This window comes from Sinorhizobium glycinis (assembly GCF_001651865.1).
Classification (GTDB): Bacteria; Pseudomonadota; Alphaproteobacteria; order Rhizobiales; family Rhizobiaceae; genus Sinorhizobium; species Sinorhizobium glycinis.
Map to the genome: position 1 here is coordinate 884,039 of NZ_LPUX01000053.1, position 23,169 is coordinate 907,207.

A 23,169-nucleotide genomic window follows, 5' to 3' on the forward strand; every position below is an offset into this window, starting at 1 on the left:
TCAGGTTGCCAGATAGGCCGCGATCACTGCCGCTATCTGATCGGAGTTCAGAGCGTCCATCTGGGAGTCCATCAACGCGTTGAGTTGCGTGCTGGACAGGTTCGAGATGTCGTCCGTCGACAGACCCGCGACACCGGATGCGCTAAACGAGGCGACATCCTCGGCCGAGAAGGTCGCCAGATCCTCGGTCTCCAAGGCCGCGACCTGCGCCGAGGTCATCGCCCCGACCTGAACGGCCGTCAGGGCCTCCGCCTGATCCGTGGTCAAGGCGGCGACGACCCTGGTGGTCAGTCCCGAGATCCCACTCGTACCCAAGGCGACGATATCATCGGTGGAGAGCTGGGCGATGTCGTCCGTCCCCAAGGCCGCCGCCTGTATGGCGTTGAGAGCACCGAGCTGCGCGGTGGACAAGGTGGCGATCTGGGCGGCGCTCATCGCCGCCACCTGGTTGTAGCTCAGCGACCCGACCTGACTTGCTCTCAGGGCGGCGATCTCGTCCGTGGAGAGTGCTGCGACAAAGTCCGTGGACAATCCCTTTATGGCAGCCGCGCTGATCGCCTGCAGCTCCTCGGTCGTAAACGTCGCGAGATCCTCGGTAGTGAAACCCGCAAGCCCATCCGCGCTCAAGGCGGCAATCTGATCCGTGGACAGCGAATCGATCTGCTCGGCGCTCATGGCTCCGACCTGAGCGCTGCTCAGGCCCGCAATGCTGGCCGTGCCGAGGGCGGCAATCTCGGCGGTGGAAAGCCCTGCAATGAATTCCGTGGGCAGTCCGCGGATGGCGGCCGAACTGATCGCCGCGAGTTCGTCGCCCGAGAAGCCTTCCAAGTCATCCGTGCTCAGCCCCGACAGCGCATCCGAGCTCATGGCAGCGATCTGGACGGTGGTAAGGGCCTCGACCTGCTCATCGCTCAAGGCATGGACCTGGTCGCTGTCGAGGCCGGCAATACCCGCCGTGCTCAGCGCGGCAATCTGCGCCGTCGAGAGCACCGCGAGGTCGTCGGTGCTCAGGGCCGCCACCTGCTTGGAGCCGAGACCGCTGATCTGCGCCGTCGACAGGCCCTCGATCTGGTCAGTGCTCAGCGCATTGATCTGGGCGGTGGAAAGGCCTGATATGCCGGCCGAGCTCAAGGCCCCGATCTGATCGACCGAAAGCGCAGCGATCGTATCGGTGGACAGTCCTGCTACGGCACTCGAACTGATCGCCGCTATTTCGTCCGTCGAGAAGGTCTCCAGATCATCCGTGCCGAGGACGGCGATCTGCTTCGAACTCAGCGCGGCAATCTGGAGCGAGGTGAGAGCCTCGACCTGGTCGGTGTTCAACGCGTTGATCTGGGCCGTAGAAAGGCCGGCGATGCCACCGGTGCCAAGCGCCGCGATCTGATCCTCCGAAAGCGCAGCGATTGTGTCCGTGGACAGTCCCGCTACGGCACGCGAACTGATCGCCGCGATCTCGGCCGTCGAAAAGTTCTCCAGATCGCCCGTGCTCAGCGCCGCGATCTGCGTCGAACTCATAACGGCGACCTGGGCGGAGGTCAGCGCCTCGAGCTGATCGGCATTCAGCACGTCCATCTGAGCGGTGGAAAGGCCGGCAATTGCAGCCGTATCCAGGGCGGCAATCTGGTCCGTGGAGAGAATGGCAATGTCGTCCGTTCCCAGCACCGCCATCTGTTTGGAGCTGAGCGCGGCGATCTGGCCGGTCGACAGCGCCTCGAGCTGGCCGGTGCTCAATGCCTGGATCTGAGCGGTGGAAAGACCGGCTACACCGGCCGCGCTGAAGGCGGCGATCTGATCGGCCGAAAGCGCCGCCAGCGTGTCGGTGGATAGTCCCGCCACGGCGCTCGAACCGATCGCCCCGATATCCGCGCTCGAAAAGCTCTCCAGATCGTCCGTGCTCAGCGCCGCAATCTGCGTCGAACTCATCACCGCGATCTGGCTGGTGGTCAGAGCCTCGAGCTGATCGGCGCCCAGTGCCTGGATGTGCGCCGTGGAAAGTGCCGCAACGCCGGCCGTGCTCAGAGCGGCAATCTGTTCCGTCGTAAGGGCAGCTATGTCGCCGGTGCCGAGCGCCGCCACCTGTTTGGAGCTGAGGGAGGCGATCTGGTCGGTCGAAAGCGCCTCGAGCTGGTCGGCGCTCAGCGCACCGACCTGGGCGGTGGAAAGGCCGGCAATGCCGGCCGCGCTCAGAGCCGCGATCTGATCCGCCGAGAGCGCCGCTATCGTGTCCGTGGATAGCCCCGCGACGGCATCCGAACTGATCGCCGCGATATCTGCGGTCGAGAAGTTCGCAAGATCGTCGGTGCTCAAGGCGGCGATTTGCGTCGAACTCAGCGCCGCCACCTGGCCGGTGGTCAGGGCTTCGAGCTGCTCGGCGCTCAGCGCATCGACCTGCGCGGTCGAAAGGGCCGCAATGCCAGCGGTACCCAGCGCGGCAATCTGGTCCGCCGAAAGAGCTGCCAGGTCGTCGGTCCCCAGCACCGCCACCTGCTTGGAGCTAAGCGCAGCCACCTGTTCGGTCGAAAGGGCGGCAAGCTGTTCGGTGCTCAACACGTTCATCTGGGCGGTGGTAAGGCCGGCGACCCCGTCCGTGCTCAAGGCGGCGATCTGCTCCGCCGAAAGTACCGCAATCGTGTCGGTGGACAATCCCGCTATGGCACTGGAACTGAGAGCCGCGATCTCCGCGGTCGAAAAGCCTGCTATGTCGTCCGAACTCAAGGCGGCGATTTGCCTCGACCCGAGAGCGGCGATCTGGGTCGCCGTCAGGGCATCGACCTGGCCCGCGCTCAAGATGGCGATGTCCGCGGTGCTGAGGCCGACGACACCCGCCGCGCTCAGCGCAGCGATCTGGTCGGTCGAGAGCGTCGCGACGTCATCCGTGCTCAAGGCATCCACCTGCCTGGAGGTGAGCGCTCCGACCTGAGCCGTGGTGAAGGCGGCAAGCTGATCGGTGCTCAGGGCATCGACCTGCTTGGTGCTCAGCGCCGCAACGGCATCCGTATCCAAGGCGGCGATCTGATCGGTGGAAAAGGCGGCGATGGCATCGGTCGATAGAGCGGAAACGAGATCCGCGCCGATCGCCGCGACCTCGTCGACGGAGAGTGCCTTTATGTCGTCTGCATCAAGGGCGGCGATTTGCTGGGACGTCAATCCGCTGAGCTGCTCGGTCGACAGGGCGCCAATCTGGTCGGAACTCAGGACAGCCATCTGCTTGGTGGTCAGTCCCGCAACGGCAGTGGCGCTCAGGGCGGCGATCTGCTCAGTAGAAAGGGAAGCGATGGCAGCCGTCGAAAGCCCCGCTATGGCGCTCGATCCGATGGCCGCCATGTCCTTGGTCGAGAAGCCCGCCACGTCGTCCGTGCCAAGGGCTGCTAGCTGCGTCGAGCTCAGGGCGCCGACCTGGGCAGCGGCCAGCGCCTCTACCTGATCGGTGCTCAACGCGGCGAGCTGCTTGGTGGTCAGTCCGGCGATGGCAGCGGTGCCCAAGGCTTCGATCTGATCGGTCGAAAGCACCTGGATGTCGCTGGTGCCCAACGCGGTGACGTGCACCGAACTCAACGCGGCAATCTGCTTGGTGCTCAAGGCAGCGAGCTGATCGGTGCCGAGTGCGTAGACCTGCGCACTGCTCAGACCCGCAATGCCGGCCGTGCTCAGGGCGGCGACCTGAGCCGTGGAAAGCGCAGCGACAGCAGCGGTGGAGAGGCTGGACACGGCATCCGAACTGATCGCCGCGATGTCCTTGGTCGAAAAGACCGCAATGTCTTCCGCCGCCAGGCCTCGGAGCTGCGTCGCGCTCAGAGCGCCTACCTGTGTCGAGGACAGGGCCTCCACTTGATCGGTGCTCAAGGCAACGAGCTGCTTGGTGTTCAGCCCTGCGATCGCGGCCGTGCTCAAAGCTGCGATCTGATCGGTCGAGAGACCCGCAAGATCGCTCGTTCCCAAAGCGGCGATCTGCGCCGACCCAAGCGCGGCGACCTGCTTGGTGCTCAGGGCGGCGAGCTGACTGCTGCTGAGCACGTTCAACTGGGCGCTGCTGAGGCCGGCAACACCGGCGGTGCTCAGCAGAGCGATCTCGTCGGTGGAAAGGGCGGCCACGACGGCTGTAGACAGTCCGGCCATCGCACTTGCGCTGATCGCCGCAATGTCCTTCGTCGAGAAGGCCGCAATGTCTTCCGTTCCGAACGCCCCAAGCTGCGTCGAGCTTAGCACGCCGACTTGTGCCGCGGTCAGGGCGTCCATCTGATCGGTGCTCAGGGCATCGATCTGCTTTGTGCTCAGCCCCGTGATCGCAACCGTACTCAACGCCGCGATCTGGTCGGTCGAGAACGTCGCAATATCGCTGGTGTCCAGCGCGGCGATTTGCGCCGAGCTCAGCGCGGCAACCTGCTTGGTGCTCAGCGCCACGATCTGATCCGAGGAAAGGGCCTCGACCTGGTCGGCGGTCAACTCGTTGATGCCGGCAGTGCTGAGCGCGGCGATCATGTCGGAGGACAAGGCCGCGACGGTCTCCGTGCTCAAGGCGGCGACCTGCGTCGGTTTCAGCGCTGCAATCTGTTTGGTGCTCAAGGCCGCAACCTGGTCGGAGCTGAGCGTCGCCATCTGGTCCGTGCTCAATCCCGCGATGCCGGCGGTGCTGAGCGCGGCAATCTGCGTGGAGGACAGAGCCGCCACGACATCCTCCGACAAGCCGGAAATGGCCTTGGAACCGATCGAAGCGATATCGGCGGTCGAGAAACTTGCGATATCCTCCGGCTTCAGTGCCGAGAGCTGCGTGGAGCTCAGGACGGCCACCTGCGTGGTGGACAGGGCGGCGATCTGATCGCTGGAGAGGGCATCGATCTGATCGGTGCTGAGGCGAGCGATGCCCTTCGTGCTCAGCGCCAGGACCTGGTTCGTGGTGAGGGCTTCGATGAGATCTTCCGTCAGCCCCGCTACGGCGCTCGAACTGATCGCCGCTATATCGGCGGTCGAGAATGCCGCTATGTCCTCCGCACTGAGGGCCGCAAGCTGCTCGGAGCCGAACGCGGCAACCTGTGCGGAGGAGAGAGCCGCGACCTGATCGGAGGACATGGCTTCGATCTGGTCGGCGGCAAGCCCGGCAACCGCCTTCGTTCCGAGAGCGGCGACCTGCACCGTGGTCAAAGCCGCGACGTTGTCCGTGCTCAGCGCCGCAATCTGCGTCGAGCTCAGGGCTTTGAGCTGTGCGGTGGACAGTGCCGCAGCCTGGTCGGTCGACAGGGCAGCGATCTGTGCGGTCGCCAGACTGGCGATCGCACTCGTGCTGAGCGCCGCTATCTGAGCGGTGGAAAGCGCAGCAAGTGCGTCCGCGCTGACGCCGGGGACGGCTTTGTTTGTGATCGCCGCGATATCGGCGGTCGAGAACATTGCGATGCCGTCCTCACCGAGGGCGGCGAGCTGTGCCGAGCTCAGCGCCTTCACCTGCGAGACGGACAAGGCCCCCGCCTGACCGGTCGACAAGGCCTCCATCTGGGTGCTCGTCAAGCTGGCGACCGCACTCGTGCTGAGTGCCGCAATTTGATCGGTGGACAGGGACGCGACGACCTCGGCGTCCAATCCCAATACGGCTTTGTTGCTGAGCGCCGCGATATCGCCGGTCGAGAACATAGCCAACCCGTCGGTGCCAAGGGCCGCAATCTGTCGTGCGTTCAGGACCTTTACCTGCGTCACTGACAGAGCCTCGACCTGGTCGGTCGACAAGGCGGCGATCTGGTCGGTTGTCAGCCCCATGACGCCCTTGGTGCTGAGCGCCGCGACCTGGTCCGTGGACAAGGCTTCGACGTTGTCCGTGCCAAGGGCGGCGACTTGCGCCGAGCTCAACGTCCTGAGCTGTGCGGCGGAAAGGACCGCGGTCTGGTCGGAGGACAATGCTTCGCTCTGCGCGGTCGTCAGGCCCGAGATCGCACTCGTGCTGAGCGCTGCAACCTGAGCGGTCGATAGCGCGGCGATCGCTTCCGTGCTCACGCCCTTGATGGCCAGGTTGGTGATCGCCGCGATTTCGGCAGTCGAGAACGTCGCGATGCCGTCGGTGGCGAGCGCCGCAAGCTGTCTCGAATTTAGCGCCTTCACCTGCAAGGCGGACATCGCCTCGGCCTGATCGGTCGACAAGGCGGCCATCTGTCCGGTCGTCAGGCTGGCGACCGCCGTCGTGTTCAGGGCGGCAACCTGGGCGGTGGAGAGCGCAGCGATGGCGCCTGTGGTCAAGCCCCATGCGGCCTTGCTGATCGCCGCAATCTCGGCGGTCGAGAATGTCGTTATGCCGTCCGTCTCCAGGGACCCGAGCTGCGCCGCCGTCAGCGCCTTCACCTGCGAGACGGTCAGTGCCTCGATCTGGTCGGTCGACAGGACGGCGATCTGAGTGGTGGACAGCCCCGTGATTGCCGAGGCGCTCAACGCAGCTATCTGGTCAGTGGAAAGCGCGGCGATGTCGTCGGTGCCCAAGGCATCGATTTGCGACGCCTTCAATGCACCGACCTGGGCCGTCGTCAAGACGGCAATCTGGTCGGTGGACAAGGCGGCGATCTGCGCAGTCGTCAGGGCGGCGACAGCACGCGTGCTCAAGGCGGCAATCTGATCCGTGGACAGCGAGGCGAAGACATCCGTGGGGAGCCCGGTTATGGCTTTCGCGCCGATGGCCGCGATGTCGGCAGTCGAGAAGGCCGCCAGGTCTTCCTCGCTCAGGACCGAGAGCTGCAGTGCGCTAAAGGCGCCGACCTGGGTCGAGGTCAAAGCCTCCGCCTGCTCCGTCGACAGGCCATTTATCTGCGTCGTGGTGAGGGCTGCAACCTGGCTCGTGCCGAAGCTTTCGATGTCCGATCGGTCGAGAACGGCGAGCTGCTCCAGGGTCAAACCCACGATGGCGCTTGGAGCGATGGCGCCCAGCTGCCGGGAGCTGAGGACATCGACATCCTCCGTGTCGAGCGCCGCGATCTGAGCGGAAGACAGCACGCTGATCTGCTTCGTCGTCAGCGAAGCCACATCTTCCGTCGTCCAGGCAGCAACGGCCGCCGTCGAGTAGGATTTGATCAGAGTGGGGCTGAGGGACGAAATGATGGAGGTCATGCGTGAAAACCCTTGGGGTCTGAATAGTCTCTATCTGCCAAACGACGCCCCGAAAGAGCGGTCGTTCCTGAAGCCTCGGGCACATCCGGCAACAGCTGTTGCCCGTTCGGGCGACCGCGGAGATCGCCGTCGTCAGAAGGCGTAGCCCAAGTTCGAATTGCAGGTTGAGCGAGGGAAACGTCCGGATACCGGCATGGGCGATCTCATGGCTGCTATGGGAATAAGCTGCCGTCGATAATAGTCAGCAACCTTGTGTCTGTCTGACCTTCAACGCCGTCACGTATTCGTTGCAGCGGAGCGGTCCGCAGGGCGACCATAGGGTGAGATTGGCCCGCCTTCCTTCGTGGCATGCTCTTTCGTTTGCCGTCTATCTTCTGCCGACCGGATCGCCAGAATTCCGGGGCGGTTCGATGGCGCTGATCCGCAACAATCACGCCATCGTTATCGTCGATCAGATCGGCGAGTGCACGAATACCGGCATCGACGCATTCTGCGCCCTTCGGGCGAGGTAAAGCCGTGCCGTATCGAGTGCCTCACGAATGGTCACGTCCATGTCGAGATAGCGATAGGTACCGAGCCGCCCGACAAAGGTGATCGATGTTTCGAGGCTTGCACGCTCGACATACTGGGCCAGTTGTTCCTTGTCCTTGACGAGGCGGATTGGATAGTAGGGGATGTCGTCAGGGCCGCATTCCCGGGAGAACTCGCGGTAGCAGACGGAGCCTTTATGCTCCTCCCACGGCGAGAAGTGCTTATGCTCGGTGATGCGGGTGTAGGGCACGGAGACATCGCCGTAGTTCATGACCGCGCAGCCCTGGTAATCGCCGTCGTACTCAAACCGCTCGAAGTCGAGCGTTCGATATCCCAACGGGCCGAATTCGAGATCCAGATAGCCGTCGAGCGAACCTGAGTAGAACACATGCGAAAAACCGTCCTTTTGCGCACGTGAAAAGCGGGTGTTGAGGCTCACATTGATGTTGGCATGGTCAAGGATGCGGCCGACCATATCGGTGTAGCCATTCTCCGGCATGCCCTGATATTTGTGCGCGAAGTAATTGTCGTCATAGTTGAAGCGCACCGGCAGCCGCTTCAGGATGGACGCCGGCAATTCCGTCGGCGAGCAGCCCCACTGCTTTTGCGTGTACCCCTGGAAGAAGGCCTCGTAGAGGTCCTTGCCCACGAAGCGAAGCGCTTGCTCCTCGAAGGTTTTCGGGTCCTCGATCGACCTGTCCGCCTTAGCTTCGATGAACGCACGGGCCTCGTCCGGCCTGAAGGTTTTGGCGAAGAACTGATTGATCGTGTGGAGGTTGACCGGCAGCGAGTAGACCTGGTCCCCCGATGTTGTCTTCACGCGGTTCTTGTAGGGCACGAAAGTCTGGAAGCTGTTGACATAATCCCAGACTTCACGGTCGTCCGTATGGAAGATGTGCGGGCCGTAGACATGGATCATGACCCCGGTGTCTTCGTCGCGCTCCGTATGGCAGTTTCCGGCGATGTGGCCGCGCGCATCGAAGATCTCGACCTGGTGACCCGCCTCGGCCAGTTCCCGGCCAATGACCGCACCCGACAGTCCCGCCCCAACGATACCGATTGTTCCGCTTGCGCGCATTCGACGACGCTCCAGTCCGGTAATGAGATATTCGACGAGTGTGTTACGCGGCGAGTGCGCTGCGCATCAGCTCATCATAGGCATCGATCAAGCGGTCGAGCGCCAGGCCCTGCTCCTGGGGTCCGAAGCTCAAATGACTGACGGTGAAATCCGAGTAGATCGCCGTTGGCCGCTCAAGCAGCGTCGGCAGATCAACGGTGAGCGCGCGCTCGTCATCTCCCTTCGGAAGGGCCATATGCACGAGGTCCTTGCCGAGCCAGGCGATGAAGTTGATCGACTGACGCTCGTTCCACTCGATCACCTTGCTCGGCAAAGGCAGGTGCTTGCTGTTGGTTTGCAGGAAGTAGTCGTGCAGCTCATTGGCACGTTCCGCGCTCTGCCAGAGGCTCCCGCCAAACCCGCCCGGCGGCCGTTCGAAATGGCCAACCCCCTCGGGAATGGAGCCCGCTACCTGCTGCCAGTGGGCGCAAACTCCGTTGTTCACCACATTGGCGGAAACCACGAGATATTTCGGATTTGTTCGCCTGAACTCGATGAAATCGCTGAGCTTTTCGAGATCCATGTAGACGATGTCGTCGTCGCACTTCAGGAATATGGAATCCGAAAAGGTCTTTAGCCGCTTGGCATAGTAATCATAGGCCTGCCAATAGGGCATCTGTTCATTCGGGTTGCCGACGAAACGTTGTATCCGCTCTCGTACATTGCCCAGTTCCAGGTCGGCTCCCCACCCGCCTCTGACCATGATGGACGCGCCGGCTGACAAGTCCAATTCGGTCCAGCGGCCGATCGCTACGTTGTTGACATGGAGCGAGGGAACACCTGCCGCATCGATGTTGAGGACAATCTGATTGGCAGTGCCCGGCGACAGTATGCCCGGAGTGGGTCTGCTCCACAGCGCCGGTACATCGTTGCGATCGAAACTCTGGAGTTGGCTTAGCGGCAGTTTCCGCAACACCGAGTGCGAGTTGCTCCAACCGCCGACAACCAGTTCGAAGTAGTCTTGGCTGCCGTCATCCGGAACGATGGCGAGATGAAGGTCGTTGGTGATCGTCGCGCTGAGGCGTAGCGGTTGGTTGGGCGCGACCGATCCGTTGGACTGGTAGGGCGCGGCGGAGCCCATGTAGCGAACGGGGCCGAATTCGCGCGTCACCCATTCATGATCCTGCAGCGAGCGGGTGAAATCCCAGACGTGCCACTCGTCGATGATCCCGGCCTCCATGGCGGAACGGATATACCGGGTGAGGATTTCCATCCTCTTCTGTCGGCCTGCGAATGTGACAAGTATAACCGGAGCCATATCATCCTCACTATCTGAAACTGGTGCCGCTCATCGCGCGTCGGCTGTCGCCGCTGTCCACAAGCGGGAGTCGAACGGGATTGGCGAAAAGGCGTGCCACTCGGCCAGCTTCTCGACATACCGCTGCCGATAGGCGGCGCTGTCGACGAACTCCACGTTTTCCTTCATGATCTCCGCCCCGACCTCGTAATAGATGTCGAGATTGCCGAGATCGGGCACGGGCGTTTCGCCGCGCTCGCACTCGCCATGCATTTGCCAGAACAGTTCTTCCAGGCGCCGGACGAGAGCCGGAATGTCGCGCAATACGCTCGCGTCGCGCCGGCTCTCCAGAGCCTGCCTGACACGCGCGAGGCTCTGTCGGTCCTTCGCGAACCCAATTGCCTTGCGGACGAAGTCGTCCGGTCCGTCGCAAATGAGTTCCGGCACGCCTGCCGCGGCGACGATGCTCGAGCAGAATCGCGACGCGAAGCCGTTGCCGGGCGCTGTCAGGACGGGCAATCCCATGGTCAGCGCGTCGCCGGCGGTGGAATGCGCCCCATAGGGGAAGGTGTCGAGGAAGAGATCGGCCAATCCGATGCGCGCCAGATGGTTGGGGTTGGGAGCCTTCGAAGCAAAGATCAGGCGCTCGGGTGCGACACCACGCTGTTCGGCCGCCTGCTTGAGGCGCTGATCGACATTCTCGCCGCCGCCGAGCAGCCAGAGGAAGCTGCCGGGCGTCGCGGCAAGGATTGCCATCCAGCGATCGAAGCAAGCGGCGGTGATCTTCTGCGCACCGTTGAAGCAGGCGAATATGAAGCCGTCCTCCGGCAGCCCCGCTTCGGCCCGGCTTGGCCGCGGCGCGATCTGCCGCTTGCGGTCGACGGGCTGGTTGCAAGGGATGCGCAGCACCTTTTCCGAATAGTAGATCTCGTTTTCCGGCGGGATGATCTGCTCGTCGGCGATGATGTATTGGTGGAAGGGGCTGCCCATCGTGCCCGGATACCCGCAGAAGCTGACGATCACCGGCGCCGGCCGGTAGGCGAAGATTTTGGTGCGGGCATGTTTCGTGTAGCCGTTGACATCGACGAGAATGTCGATTTCGTCGGCGATGATCTGCTTTGCGGCGTCGATGTCACTGACGGCGGAAATGTCGCGCCAGCAGTCGATGGCGCTCATCATCCGCGTCTGCGTTGCGTCGCCCGTCCGCGCTTCGCCGCAATAATAGGCGTAGATCTCGACGCTGCTCTTGTCGTGCGTTTCGAAAACCTCGCTGAGCGCGAAGCCAACCGCGTGGTCGCGCAGGTCCGACGACACATAGCCGACGCGCAATCGCTGCCCGGTTCCGGACTTTTGCCGAGGCAGGAGCTTCGGGAAGCCGTTCAAGTCCGGTCGGCCCACCAGCGACTTGCAGTAGCGATAGGCCTTGGCAAGCTGGAAAACCGGATCGTCAGCATAACAGGCAAGGGTCAACGGAGACAGCGCATCGAGCAGTTGCCGGGCCGATACATGTTCCGAAGGGGCCAATGTCGGCCATTTGCATTGGCGTTGCCTGAGCGATGTCCAATGCTGGCCGGCCTCGGTCTTGTCTGGCCTGAGCTCGATCGCCTTCCACAGCGTGCTTTCCGCCTCCTCCATCAGACCGGCATTCTCGAGCACCCGACCCATGTGCTGGAGGACCATCAAACGATGCGCGGCGCGCTCCGGCGTGATCTCGGAGGTCGCCTCGGCATAGACTTGCCATTGTTGAATCGCCTGACCCGTCAGTCCGGCATCCTCCAGGGCACGGCCGAGATTGATATGACCCTGGCCGAAGCGCGGCTCGAGCTTCAGGCAGGCGCGCAGGGCATGAATGGAGCCGGCAAGGTCGCCCATCTGCCTGAGCGTGACGGAGTAGTTGAAATAGACGAGGTGAAGCAGCGGATTGGAATCGTTGTAGGCGATCCAGGATTTGTAGAGTTCGGCAGCCTGCTCTCTCTGCCCGGCGGCATTGAAGCTTTCGGCAAACTGGAACAATTCCGTCAGGGGAAGCCGCTGTTGTCGCGCCCTTTCCAGGAAACCAGCAAGTGGAGAAGCAGGATCCGAAGCGAGGTGAGTGTAAATGGTCATTGAAATCCCACTAACAGGCGAGTTGGCGGCCGACGCAGAGAACATGTTCGAAGGCTATTTCACGCCATTAACCGGACTAGCTTGCCTTGGGCTTGCGCCGCTTCGATAAGCAAGGATCGGGCGTGGTACACAACGAACCGCTCGTATGAACATCCTCCGGCCCTGCCCGGGTCCTTCGGCCCGCGAGGCAGAACGAAGCGGCATAAGGCAGCGGTCGAGCCTCTCGGCACTTTACCTTTCGCTGCGTATTGCCAACCATGGATTCGATGTATTAGCGTCTCGTCAGACGCAAGCCTGCTCTCGAATCTTCGCGCCCAGGCCGAGTCCGGTCGAATGCTCTGGCATTTGCCCTTCAAGCCGGCCCGTTAACCAAAATTTTAACTTTGGCAGCTAGTCGTAGTAACCGAGTGCCGCAGTCGGCAACCGCCGGATGAGACTGCGGCGAAGATGACGGAGCCGATCTCGCCAGGGAAAGGTTCCATTCATAGGCGTAGGAAATAGGACGCGCTGGTCCTGTGTGCATGAAGCTTTCCGAACGCTAGGGCTCACGCGAGCCATGTCCCTCAACCCGATATTTTCGCCCATCAGGACGCTTTGAGCCGAAGCGGGTCTTCGCGTCCGGGTGGACAGGCGTCGCACGAGGTCGCACGTGTCACGCGCTTGGTTCCTTCGGGGTTCCCGGCGCTTGTCGCACTTTCGGCGTCAACGGGTTTTCCACAAGCGATTAACTTTGAAGGCTCGCGTCCATGACTTCCATCATCTCTTCTCTGAGCGTCACCCAGATCAAGAATCTTTCGACCTCCGCGGTTGCCTCCCTGACGACGGAAGACGTCGCGGCTATGACCACTGCTCAGGTCAAGGCGCTCTCCTCGACCCAAATCGCGGCGCTCGATACGGACGATGTCGCGGTCTTCAGCACCGCACAACTGAGCGCCATCTCGGCAACCTCGGTCGCCGGCATCAGCCTCGACCAGCTGGCGGCCATCGATGCGGCCAAGATCGCAAGCCTGGCGACGTCGCAGGTGGCAGCGCTGAGCTCGGCACAGATCGGCGGCCTGAGCTCCGACCAAGCCGAGGCCCTGACCACGTCGCAAGTGGCCGCGCTCACCTCCACGCAGATTGCGGCTTTGGCCTCTGAAGATATCACCACCTTCTCGACCGCCGAGGTCGCAGCGATCTCCGTTACCGCGCTCGCCGGTCTCTCCACCGACAATCTCGCGGCACTGTCCACCGACCAGGCCGCTGCACTGAAGACCACCCAGGTTGCAGCGCTGAAGACCGCCCAGATCGCCGCCCTCACGACGGACCAGGTCGGCGCGCTTAGCTCTTCGCAGATCGCCGCCCTGAGCTCGACACAGGTAAAGGCACTCTCCACCGACAATATCGCGGCCCTCTCCACCGACCAGGTCGCAGCGCTCAACTCGAAGAGCGTCGCCGCCCTGACGTCGGCACAGATCGGCGCCCTCACCTCCGACCAGGCCGAGGCTCTCACCACGGCCCAAGTGGCCTCGCTCACCTCGACGCAGATTGCGGCTTTCGCCTCCGAAGATATTGCGGCCTTCTCGACTGCTGACATCGCGGCGATCACGGTCACGGCGCTCGCCGGTCTTTCCAGCGACAATGTCGCGGCGCTCTCCACCGACCAGGCCGCAGCCTTGAAGACCACCCAAGTCGCGGCGCTGAAGACCGCCCAGATCGCCGCCCTCACTTCCGATCAAGTCACGGCGCTCACCTCGTCACAGGTCGGCGTCCTGACCTCGACGCAGATTTCGGCGCTCTCCACTGACAATGTCGCCGCGCTCTCCACCGACCAGGTTGCGGCGCTCAACTCGAAGACCGTCGCGGCACTGAGCTCGGCACAGATCGGCGCGCTCAGCTCCGATCAGGTCGAAGCCCTGTCCGCCGTGCAGATCGCCGCACTCGACTCGGCCGACATTGCGGCGCTCGCTTCCGAGGATATCGCAACCTTCTCGACTTCGGAGATCGCGGCAATCACCGCGACCGCCCTCTCGGGACTGAGCACGGACAATGTCGCGGCGCTGTCGACCGATCAGACCGCTGCGCTGAAGACCACTCAGATCGCAGCGCTGAAGACGGCCCAGGTCGCCGCCCTCACTTCGGACCAGGTCGTGTCGCTCACTTCGTCTCAGGTCGGAGCCCTGAGCTCGACCCAGATTTCGGCGCTCTCGACCGACAATGTCGCCGCACTCTCCACCGACCAGGTGGCGGCGCTCAACTCGAAGACCGTCGCAGCGCTGAACTCGGCACAGATCGGCGCTCTCACCTCCGACCAGGCCGAGGCGCTGACCACGGCGCAAGTCGCCGCGCTCACCTCGACGCAGATTGCGGCTTTTGCCTCTGAGGACATCGCCGCCTTCTCGACCGCCGACATCGCGGCAATCACCGTCACGGCGCTTTCGGGCCTTTCCACGGACAATGTCGCGGCGCTCTCCACCGATCAGGCCGCGGCGCTGAAGACCACCCAGGTTGCTGCGCTGAAATCCACGCAGGTTGCCGCCCTCACCTCGGACCAGGTCGTGGCGCTCACCTCCTCGCAGGTCGGAGCCCTGACCTCGACGCAGGTGAAGGCGCTCTCCACCGACAATGTCGCGGCACTCTCCACCGACCAGGTCGCCGCCTTGAACTCGAAGACCGTCGCAGCGCTCAGCTCGGCACAGGTCGAAGCCCTGACCTCGGATCAGGCCGAGGCTCTGACCACGGCTCAAGTGGCATCGCTCAGCTCGACTCAGATTGCGGCTTTTGCCTCGGAGGACATCGCCGCCTTCTCGACCGCCGACATTGCGGCAATCACGGTCACTGCCCTGACGGGTCTTAGCACCGACAACGTCGCGGCACTCTCGACCGATCAGGCCGCGGCGCTGAAGACCACCCAGGTCGCGGCGCTGAAGACCGCCCAGATCGCCGCCCTCACCTCGGACCAGGTGACTGCGCTCACCACGTCCCAGGTTGGAGCGCTTACCTCGTCGCAGGTGTCTGCAATCAGCACCGACAATATTGCGGCACTCTCCACCGACCATGTGGCGGCGCTGAACTCGAAGACCGTCGCAGCTCTGACCACGGCACAGATCGGCGCGCTCAGCTCCACGCAGGTCGAGGCGCTGACCTCGGTTCTTGTCGGCGCGCTCAGCTCGACGCAGCTCTCTGCGCTGGCTTCTGAAGATATCGCTGCCTTCTCGACCGCCGACATTGCGGCAATCTCGGTCGCCGCACTTGCCGGCCTCTCCACCGACAATGTCGCGGCACTCTCTACCGATCAGGCGGCAGCACTGAAGACCACCCAGGTCGCGGCGCTGAAGAGCACCCAGATCGCCGCACTCACCTCGGACCAGATCGCCGCCCTGAGCACCACTCAGATCGGTGCCCTGACCTCGACGCAGGCGTCCGCGATCACCACTGACAGCCTCTCGGCACTGACCACCGATCAGGTCGCGGCCCTGAACACCAAGACCCTGGCATCACTGTCGACGGTACAGATCGACGCAATGAGCTCCGATCAGCTCGAAGCGCTGACCTCGGCGCAGGTCGGCGCTCTGACCATGGCGCAGATGGGTGCTCTGGCTTCGGAAGATATCGCAACCTTCTCGACCGCCGATATTGCGGCCATCACGGTCGCAGCGCTGGCAGGCCTCTCGACGGATAACGTCGCGGCTCTGTCGACCGATCAGGCTGCAGCGCTGAAGACCACCCAGGTCGCGGCGCTGAAAACCGCCCAGATCGCCGCCCTCACCTCGGACCAGATCGCGGCGCTCACCTCGTCACAGGTCGGAGCCCTGAGCTCGACGCAGATTTCGGTGCTCTCCACCGACAATATCGCCGCACTCTCCACCGACCAGGTCGCAGCGCTGAACTCGAAGACGGTGGCAGCTCTGACGTCGGCACAGATCGGCGCTCTCAGCTCCGACCAGGCAGAAGCTCTGACCACGGCGCAGGTGGCGGCACTCGGCTCGACGCAAATCGCAGCCCTTGCCTCCGAGGATCTCGCGACCTTCTCGACCGCCGACATTGCGGCGATCACGGTCACGGCACTCACGGGTCTGTCCACCGACAATCTGGCGGCACTGTCTACCGACCAGGCTGCAGCGTTGAAGACCAGCCAGGTCGCAGCACTCTCCACCGCCCAGGTCGCGGCCCTCACCTCGGATCAGGTAACGGCGCTCACCTCGTCTCAGGTCGGAGCTCTGACCTCCACGCAGGTGAAGGCGCTCTCCACCGACAATGTCGCGGCGCTCTCCACCGACCAGGTGGCAGCGCTCAACTCGAAGAGCGTCGCCGCCCTGACCTCGGCCCAGATCGAAGCCCTGAGCTCCGACCAGGCCGAGGCCCTGACCACGGCGCAAGTCGCCTCGCTCACCTCGACGCAGGTCGCGGCTCTGGCCTCGGAGGACATCGCGACCTTCTCGACTGCCGACATTCAGGCGATCACGGTCACGGCGCTGGCGGGTCTCAGCACCGACAATGTCGCGGCGCTTTCCACCGATCAGGCCGCAGCGCTGAAGACCACCCAGGTCGTGGCGCTGAAGACTGCCCAGATTGCGGCCCTGACTTCGGACCAGGTCGTGGCGCTCACCTCTTCGCAGGTCGGAGCCCTCACCTCGTCGCAGATTTCGGCGCTCTCCACCGACAATGTCGCGGCGCTCTCCACCGACCAGGTCGCAGCGTTGAACTCGAAGACGGTCGCCGCGCTGAGCTCGGCACAGATCGAAGCGCTGAGCTCCGATCAGGCTGAGGCGCTGACCTCTGCCCAGATCGCGGCGCTCGACTCGGCCGACATCGCGGCTCTCGCTTCCGAGGACATTGCAACCTTCTCGACCTCGGAGATTGCGGCAATTGCCGCAACCGCCCTGTCGGGTCTCTCAACCGACAATGTCGCGGCCCTGTCGACCGATCAGGCTGCGGCGCTGAAGACCACCCAGGTCGCGGCGCTCTCCACCGCCCAGATCGCCGCCCTCACCTCGGACCAGGTGACTGCGCTCACCTCGTCCCAGGTCGGCGTCCTGAGCTCGACACAGATTGCGGCGTTCTCCACCGACAATGTCGCGGCGCTCTCCACCGATCAGGTTGCGGCGCTGAACTCGAAGACGGTCGCAGCCTTGAGCTCGGTACAGATCGGCGCGCTGAGCTCCGACCAAGCCGAGGCCCTGACGACGGCGCAAGTTGCATCGCTCGGCTCGGCGCAACTCGCCGCCTTCGCCTCCGAGGATCTCGCGACCTTCTCGACCGCCGACATCGCGGCCATCGCGGTCACGGCGCTCACGGGTCTGTCCACCGACAATGTCGCGGCACTGTCCACCGATCAGGCGGCGGCGCTGAAGACCACTCAGGTCGCAGCGCTCTCCACCGCCCAGATCGGGGCCTTGACCTCGGACCAGGTCGCGGCGCTTACCTCGGCCCAGATCGGAGCCCTGACCTCGACGCAACTGGCCGCGTTCAGCACGGACAACGTCGCGGCACTGACCACCGATCAGGTCGCAGCCCTGAACACGAAGGTCATCGGCGCGCTCAGCTCCGACCAGATCGACGCGCTCAGCACCGACCAGGTCGAGGCACTGACTTCGGCCCAGGTCGCAGCGCTGGACTCGGCCGACATCGCGGCCCTGTCAACGGACGATCTCGCGACCCTCTCGACCGCCGACATCGCCGCGATCAGCACGACTGCAATCGCCGGTCTGTCCACGGACGACATCCTGAGCCTGTCCAGCGACCAGTTGCTGGCCGTCACGACAACGCAGGTGGAAGCCCTGAACACCTCGCAGGTGGAGGCGATCCTGGCGGCATACCAGGCCATCTAACGGCGTCGGTGCCGGGGCGACGCGGTCGCCCCTTTGGCATCGAGCATGATGGCAGCCAAGACAACCGTCTGTAGGCCGTCCTGATTGATCGCGATTACGGCCCCACCTCAACCGAGGTGGGGCCGTTGCCATTCGCCCGTTGTTCCGGTGGGATGCGCCACAAGAGTTGATGAACCTCTCGCGCTTCCGGACATTTTCCTGACGAGAGTGCCGAGCAGGCGCGTCGCTCTGCTCGCTGCCAGACCCGAGCTATTTGCTTCTCCAATGCGCCCCGTGGCGAAGTCGAGGAACGCCGCAACCTTCACAAAGTTTCCGGGTCGATACAGCCGGCGGAATGCCACAGCAAGTCGACTCGGGTCTGCGAGGCAATCAGCCATTGCTAGAGCATTTTGCAGTCAGGTGGAATCACCTGACGTCGCACAAATGCGGCAAAAACAAAGGTTTAGAGCGGCGATGCGAACGTATGTGAGCGCATCCCGCTCTAGCGGCTCAAAAGCTGAAGCCGGTTCCACGTGAAAGGCGAAGCGGCCTCAGGCTCCAGTGTCAGCGTGGGAAGGAGTATCGGTCGACCATCGCCCAGATCTCCCTGTTGATCCTCTGGATGTGCTCGATGACCTCGTTGATCCGCACGATTTCCGCATCGTCGATCTGCTCGATCTTGCCGTATTTGATCGTGTCCTTGCTGTCAAAGATGGCCATCAACTGGGTGCTCGCCTGATCACCGGTCTCGTCGAAGGAATAAATGCAGTGGCTGTATTTGTTCCTAAGCTTCACCTGCCGACCAAGTTGTTGCGTTATTGCAAGAATTTCTTGCCGGCGCGACGCTGGTGTCTTGCTCGTCTTGGCGAGTCTCTCGACGAGCTCGATGCGAGCGCGCGTGGTATTAAGCGTCAGGAAGATGACGATGGCCGTCTCCTTGTCCGTATTGGCAAGGCCGGCGATCAGGTAAATGAGCAGGCTTTCAGTGTTGGTCCAGGTGTAGTTCAGTTGCCCAATCAAAAGTAGGAGCTCTTGGTATCTCTTCATAGGTTTACGTGCCCGTATACAGAATGGTGAGAATATCTCATTTCGGCGCCCGGTATACTACCTCAAGTTAGCAGCCTATCCACCCGTGGAATTCTCGGGCGCATCTCCTCCATCGAACTGGCAACTTACATTTCGGTTGTCCCGGCAACAGACTTTTTCCCGCAGCACGGGAGCAGGAAAACGCTCAGGTCTGGGAGGACGAGTGTCTGCGCCGCAAGGGCGCTCCTTTCGAAGGACCTACTGCTCCCCTCAAAGAAGGGAGAGTGAATGCCCAGCGCAAGACGAGAACCTTGAACAGCGGACCTGCGGCCATTCCTGGCCGTCGATCCCGCTTCCTCATCATCAACACTCAGCCCGCGCATGGCTCAAATCCGCGTGAAAGAAAATGGCGGTTCGGCTGTCGCGGCTCAATTTGAGGATACTCTTATGAGCAATGACAAGAATTTCCTGTGGCCATGGGACACCCAAAGCCAGGACCAAACTCAGGACCAGAGCCAGCATGAGCTTCAAGCGCAGCTTGAACTTCAGAAGCAGAAACAGGGACAGGACCAAGGTCAGGATCAGGGACAGGACCAGGGACAAGATCAAACGCAGTCCAGCGCGTCCCACAACCTGAACGGAAACCTCAACGGCAATGGCAATCTCAACGGCAACGGGAATGCCAACGGCAATGGAAACCTGAACGGCAACGGCAATGCCAACCTGAACGGAAACGGCAATGCCAACGTGAACGGTAACGCCAACCTGAACGCCAACCTGAACAAGAGCGAGACCAAGGTCGACGTAGAAAGCAAGACCGACGTTGACGTGGACGTGGACGTCAAGCTCGACCTGGATGGCTGGAAGCCCTCGGATGACGACTTTGTCGACGTCGACGACTCGACCATCAACGGCATGGCCAGCATCAGCTTCAAGGACATCTTGAACGACTCACTCGGCGGCGCAGGCAATGACGTCGGTAACGTCTTCAGCCAATCCGCCATCATGTCGGATGACGACTATCTGCACGACGTCTCCAATGACGGCACCTTGTACCAGAAGGGCGATGCCTATGGCGGCTACGCCAAGTCGGACGACGGCATCGATGCCGGCGGTGACGGCGGCGAAGGCGGCGGGGATGCCGATGCCGACGGTGGCGACGGGGGCGATGGTGGCGCCGCGATTGGCGGCTTCGCGAGCGGCGGAAAAGCCATCGGCAGCGATGCATACAACAAGGGCGATGCTGACGGTGGCGACGGCTACGGCGGTATCGCGGCAAGCGTCGGCGTCGGCACAGGCGGAACCAGCGGCAATGCCAACGGCGGCTACGCAAAGGCTGGCGACGGCGGCAATGGCGGAGCCGGCCTCGGGCTCGGGCTCGGGCTCGGTGTCGGCCTTGGCGTCGGCGCGGCAGCCGGCGGCGAAGGTGGCGACAGCAAGGCGGGCGATGGTGGCAAGACGGGTGACGTCGAAAGCGACGACGCGACTGCCAAGGACGCCGGCAACGGCGGCGACGGGGCAGATTCCCACGGCTTCTCGATCCCGATCCTCAACTTCGGCGGCGACGGCGGCGACAATGACGGCGGCAACAGCGTCGCCGTCGGCAAGACCGGCGACGCCAATGGGGGCAGCTCGGACGATGGTGGTGACGGCGGGAATGCTCTCGGCGCCGGCGTGGGCATAGGCGCAGGCTTCGGTCTCGGTGCTGGTAACGGCGGCGGCGGCGGTGGCGGCGGCGCTGCCAACGCCAACGGCGGAACCTCCGGCGATGCTGCCGGCGGAGCCGGGTCCGGCGGAGCCGCAACTGGTGGCGCCGGTAGCGGCGGCCTTGCCCTCACGGGCGCCTGGGCTGGCGATACCTGGGCCGGCGGCGGTGCAGGCGGCGACGCCACAGGCGGTGCAGGCGGCGCGGGCGCCGCAGGCGGCATTGCCACGACCGGAGCTGGCGGTGCAGGTGGCGCAGGCGGGACCTGGGGTTCCTACAACGGGGATGACAGTTTCCTCGAAGGAATCTCCTCGGCAAGCGCCGATGCGGTGATCGACACGAATGCCTTCAACCAGCAGTTCGTGCTCGGCGCCAATCTGCAAGGCAACACGATCGACATGACGGTCGTCGGGGGCAACTACAGCACCACGTCGATCGGCGAAGACGAAGACGCCTAAGGGTATTTCGACGCCTCCGATCCGCAATCCTCGGAATCGGGAATTGAACTGGACTGCGCGGGCTCGTCCCGCGCGGCCCAACGGCACCGAAATGCAAAGGCGGGCTGACAATGACCGTGTATTTCGACAAGACCACCGAGGCGATTGCCCATTTCATCGGGCTGTTCGCAATTGCCATCGAAGAAGTCCGACTGCGTGAGGCCTATGAAGAGTTCAAGGCTCTCCAGAAAGCCCAGGAAGACCCGCAGGAGCTGTCCTCCGTGCCCGTCACGGTCAAGGCGAATTACGAGCTCGAGGGCTTCGATCCCCGTGTTTCCTATCGGCCGGTCGAGCCGGACCTGGTCGAGACGTCCCTCGGACGGCATCCCGGCGTCCACCCAGAGGAAATAACGCCCTCGCGCCCGGTAAGCGAAATCGACAATCCCGGCCCCTATACCCCGAATGCGCCCAGTTCCACATCGTCGGGCGGCGCCGCGGAATTTCAGATCGATCCGCCCGGGTCGACGGCTGTGTACGCTTCCCAGCACATCTGGCTTTCGGACAACGATGTCGTCAGCCTTGGCGGTCACGGTCTGCACGTCGAATCCCAGGTGGACAACAGCGCCCTCATGAACGATCTCATCGAAGCGGCGCGGCAGATGTCCCCCCTCGGCGACGAGGAGATTCCAGGTTCGCCCGAGGAGATTGCCACCTACATCACAACCGCTGCGCAGGAGCTTGATGCCTTCTCCGCCGACGGACAGGAAGGCGCCTTCGTGGCGAAATCCGAGACCCTCGAAGGCACGTTCGTCGATGGAGAGCTCGTAGAGCAGGCACCCAGCCTCGAAGACTACCTGCCGCCACAGGAGGAGATGCCGGACGGCAAGCCGGCTCCCACCGATCAGGCCGGCGGCGCCTTCACCGCGGGCAAGGGACCCGTCTCGATCGAGCCTGCGGTCGAACTGCAAGCCGGCGGCAACACCCTGGTCAATTCCGTGCAACTGACAAACAACTCGCTACAGTCGCAGGTGCTCGCTGTCGCCGGCGACCATGTCGAGCTCAACGCGATCAGCCAGATCAATGTGCTGTGCGACAACGATCTCTTGAGTCCCGCCCTCAACGGCTGGAACCTCGACTCGGCCAAGCCGTCCGAGACGTTCAACATCGCGATGTTCAAGCATCTCGACCCCTCCCCCGCCAACACAGAGCAGGCGGGAGTCGGCGACTTCCCGAAGGTCTGGGCGATCACCGAGATCGAGGGCGACCTCCTGATTGTGAACTGGATCGAGCAATTCACCTTCGTGACGGATGAGGACACGGCCGTTCTCGCGTCCGCCGGCACCAAGGCTTCGATCATTACAGGCGACAACACCGCGATCAACGACGTCTCGCTCGCCGAGCTCGGCCACTACTACGACCTCATCTTCGTCGGCGGCGATGTTTACGACGCCAATATCATCCAGCAGGCGAATATCCTGCTCGACAACGACCTGGTTGACGCCGTCGAAGGCTTCGGCACAAGCGGCCAGGGGTCGGTCTCCACCGGGGAAAACCTGCTCTGGAATGAGGCGGGCATCGTGGAAGCAGGTGGGGCGACCACCGTGGAGCCGATGCCGGAATCCTACCTTGACGCCTTCGGCGATCTCGCAGGCGACAAGAAATCGCTTCCGAAGGACGTCCTCAGGGATGACGCGTTCGCCGGCATGAACGGCTTGAAGGTCCTCAATATCAAGGGTCACCTCGTCAATCTCAATTCCATCAAGCAGACCAACATCCTGGGCGACAGCGACGAGGTCGCGCTGGCGAAGAACAAGCTCGTCGGCCATGCCAAGGCGGATTGGACGATTTCGACGGGTTCGAACAGCTTGGTCAACTATGCGGGAATCGTCGATGCCGACCCCGGCAAGACCATTTACACCGGCGGCAACGCCTATTCGGACGAGGTCCTTTTCCAAGCCCAGCTGATCGATACCGAACCCGACCTCGCAGCCCAGAATCCCGACGCGCTCATCAACGAAGCGGTGGCATTCCTCGGCGAAGACATGATGGCTCCGGACCCCGGACCCAAGCCCCTGGACCACGCGCCGCCTCCGATCGACACGACGAGTGCCGATCCCATGCAAAGCATGCTCGCCTGATGGGCC

At 63.1% G+C, this 23,169-nt stretch carries 8 protein-coding genes; 3 read left to right on the forward strand and 5 right to left on the reverse strand.

Annotated features, from left to right (window positions below; genetic code table 11):
- From AU381_RS09100 to AU381_RS09115, 4 genes are all read right to left on the reverse strand, one after another.
- A complete protein-coding gene (locus tag AU381_RS09100; RefSeq protein ID WP_064241401.1) occupies nucleotides 1-7,077 on the reverse strand; it encodes a hypothetical protein in 7,077 nt (2,358 codons plus the stop codon).
- Between the two features lie 451 nt (nucleotides 7,078-7,528).
- On the reverse strand, nucleotides 7,529-8,686 hold the full coding sequence (locus tag AU381_RS09105) for a UDP-galactopyranose/dTDP-fucopyranose mutase family protein (protein WP_064241402.1): 1,158 nt from the start codon (nucleotides 8,684-8,686) through the stop codon (nucleotides 7,529-7,531).
- Nucleotides 8,687-8,729: 43 nt separating this feature from the next.
- The gene (locus AU381_RS09110) at nucleotides 8,730-9,983 is read right to left on the reverse strand and encodes a DUF6250 domain-containing protein (protein WP_064241403.1); all 1,254 of its coding nucleotides are present in this window, start codon (nucleotides 9,981-9,983) and stop codon (nucleotides 8,730-8,732) included.
- Nucleotides 9,984-10,013: 30 nt separating this feature from the next.
- Entirely contained in the window at nucleotides 10,014-12,068 is a 2,055-nt protein-coding gene (locus AU381_RS09115) for an O-linked N-acetylglucosamine transferase, SPINDLY family protein (protein WP_064241404.1), read from the reverse strand.
- Between the two features lie 746 nt (nucleotides 12,069-12,814).
- Here AU381_RS09115 and AU381_RS09120 point away from each other — a divergent pair.
- Complete coding sequence (locus AU381_RS09120) at nucleotides 12,815-17,878, forward strand: beta strand repeat-containing protein (RefSeq protein WP_064241405.1); 5,064 nt, start codon at nucleotides 12,815-12,817, stop codon at nucleotides 17,876-17,878.
- A gap of 543 nt (nucleotides 17,879-18,421) precedes the next feature.
- Here AU381_RS09120 and AU381_RS09125 read toward each other — a convergent pair.
- Nucleotides 18,422-18,904, reverse strand: coding sequence for a hypothetical protein (locus AU381_RS09125; protein WP_064241406.1), 483 nt, complete (start codon nucleotides 18,902-18,904; stop codon nucleotides 18,422-18,424).
- 426 nt (nucleotides 18,905-19,330) lie between these two features.
- Here AU381_RS09125 and AU381_RS09130 point away from each other — a divergent pair, with 426 nt between their 5' ends.
- Both AU381_RS09130 and AU381_RS09135 read left to right on the forward strand, forming a co-directional pair.
- Nucleotides 19,331-21,046, forward strand: coding sequence for a hypothetical protein (locus tag AU381_RS09130; RefSeq protein ID WP_064241407.1), 1,716 nt, complete (start codon nucleotides 19,331-19,333; stop codon nucleotides 21,044-21,046).
- 110 nt (nucleotides 21,047-21,156) lie between these two features.
- On the forward strand, nucleotides 21,157-23,163 hold the full coding sequence (locus tag AU381_RS09135) for a hypothetical protein (protein WP_064241408.1): 2,007 nt from the start codon (nucleotides 21,157-21,159) through the stop codon (nucleotides 23,161-23,163).
- The last annotated feature ends 6 nt before the right edge of the window (nucleotides 23,164-23,169 follow it).